Origin of the sequence: Flavobacterium kochi (assembly GCF_048286715.1) — a bacterium.
Taxonomy (GTDB): domain Bacteria; phylum Bacteroidota; class Bacteroidia; order Flavobacteriales; family Flavobacteriaceae; genus Flavobacterium.
In genome coordinates this window covers 1-1,938 of record NZ_JBLVPW010000069.1, presented here as the reverse complement: position 1 = coordinate 1,938, position 1,938 = coordinate 1, and the positions used below count along the sequence as shown (strand labels likewise).

Annotated in this window: 1 protein-coding gene; it reads right to left on the bottom strand. The window is 30.8% G+C overall.

The annotated features are described in order from the left end of the window. Nucleotides 1-446: 446 nt before the first annotated feature. Nucleotides 447-1,217, bottom strand: coding sequence for a metallophosphoesterase (locus ACNQGH_RS21815; RefSeq protein WP_417958125.1), 771 nt, complete (start codon nucleotides 1,215-1,217; stop codon nucleotides 447-449). Nucleotides 1,218-1,938: the final 721 nt, after the last annotated feature.

Sequence of the window (1,938 nt, the reverse complement as noted above, 5' to 3'; positions counted from 1 at the left end):
TCTATTTCATCCTTGGGCTTATTGCCGTTTTCCTGAAATACAAACTTAGCAATTACATAGACTCAAGTATTCAATTCCACATACTATATTCAAGACATATCACATTTACAAAATAACTAACAGAAGAAAATGGAATTTTTAGAGGAATGGCAGCATATAGTCCAGCCCTTATGAAAAAAGAGGCAATACCGAGTTCACACCTTTTTTAAGAAATATCAATAGTTTTCATACCTAATGATCACAAACAGTCATCTGCATTCTTTTGGTTTTCCATAGGTTTTGGACTTGATCCCGTCTACACCTAAAATTTGAGTTTTATCTTTCAGGGAAAAGTAATGCTTTTGGCACTTTTAAATTTGCTAATTACAGTAAAGTGAAAAATAGAAAATAAACCAAGTTGACACATATTGAACAATATAAAATTACTATCCTATTATTTATTCAGTTTACAATAAAAACATACAGCTTCCATTAAAATCTTCATGCTCATTATACTTTACATACCCTAGTTGATTAGTTATCATTCTTGTTTTTCCAATGCCAAAATCTGCGACGTTACAATGATGATGTCCATAAATCCAATAATCAATATCATTTTTTTCTATAAATGATGACATTTTACTTCCAAAAGCCTCGTTGATATTACTATCACTGTATTTCTGCGGATAATTGATAAACGTTGGTAGATGATGCGTAATAACCACTGTAGCACTTTTTGTTTTGTCCTGAAAAGTTTCCTCTAAAAACAGCTTGCTTTCCCGATGAAGTTGATTATAGTCTTCAACGCTTAATCGTTTTCCGTTTTTTCGTATTACTTTAAAATCCGATAAACTCTGTTCAATTAAAAACCCTTTTTCAACTGAAATATAAGACCATAAAGTCGAAAAAACCAATCGTATTCCATTTATGTTTTTTACGCTGTTGTTTAATAGCGTAACATTATCTCTTATCTGTTCTTCAAAAACACCACTTCTTTGGGCAATATCTGAATTATAATATTCGTGATTACCAGGAATCCAAAATGTATGTTCAAAATGATCGGAAACATAATCAAAGAACTTTTGATGCTGATGTAATTCTCTAAAAGGCATAATGTCACCTGCCAGAATGAGAACATCAGCTTCGGATTTGATTGGATTAGACAGAATCCATCTTCGGTTTTCTAAAAATTCTAAGTGAAGATCTGAACAGTATTGAATTTTCATATTATTTTCCATTAGTTATACTATAAGTTAAATAAATGGATTTTTTTTCCACTAAAACATGTTTTTCAGATAAAATTTTCCATTATAATGTGAAGCATGCAAAAGTTTCAACATTATTTCTTTTGGCGACAAGCTCACATACTTTATTGCTAATAGTTCCTTAGTGTTTTTTTTTAGGTGCTTTAGAATGTCTGACTGGGAGTAAAATTGTTCTAACTTTTCGATATCAGTAGTAAAAGTTTCTGTGGCAGTAGTAAACAAAGCTCTTAGCTTTATAATATCCTTATCTTTGAAAAGATTTAGTTTACTATGACCCATATCCCAAAATAAGTGCCGAAAAAATAGTCGCTATGCTTATCTTTCCTTTCATTGTAATTGATTTTCGTGACATAGCACTTTGTTTTGCACCTCTTCAATTTGTCTGTATCGAATTTTCGTTACACTTTTCATAATACGAAAATATGATTTTATTCTAGTGTTTTGAAAAATTATATTCTTTTTCGTTCACTTTTCTTGGCTGTTCACCTAATATGAACAGTATTACTTCTTTTATAGACTAACTGTAATTTATACTTAATTGATCCGTATTGGAATTGGCACAAAATAATGCTTACCCAAAATTTACGATACTAAAAAAAGTTTTACGCAAAAAAAAACCCCATCAAGTAAATGATGAGGATTCTTTAAAGAAAGGCGACGACATACTCTCCCACATAACTGCAGTACCATCTGC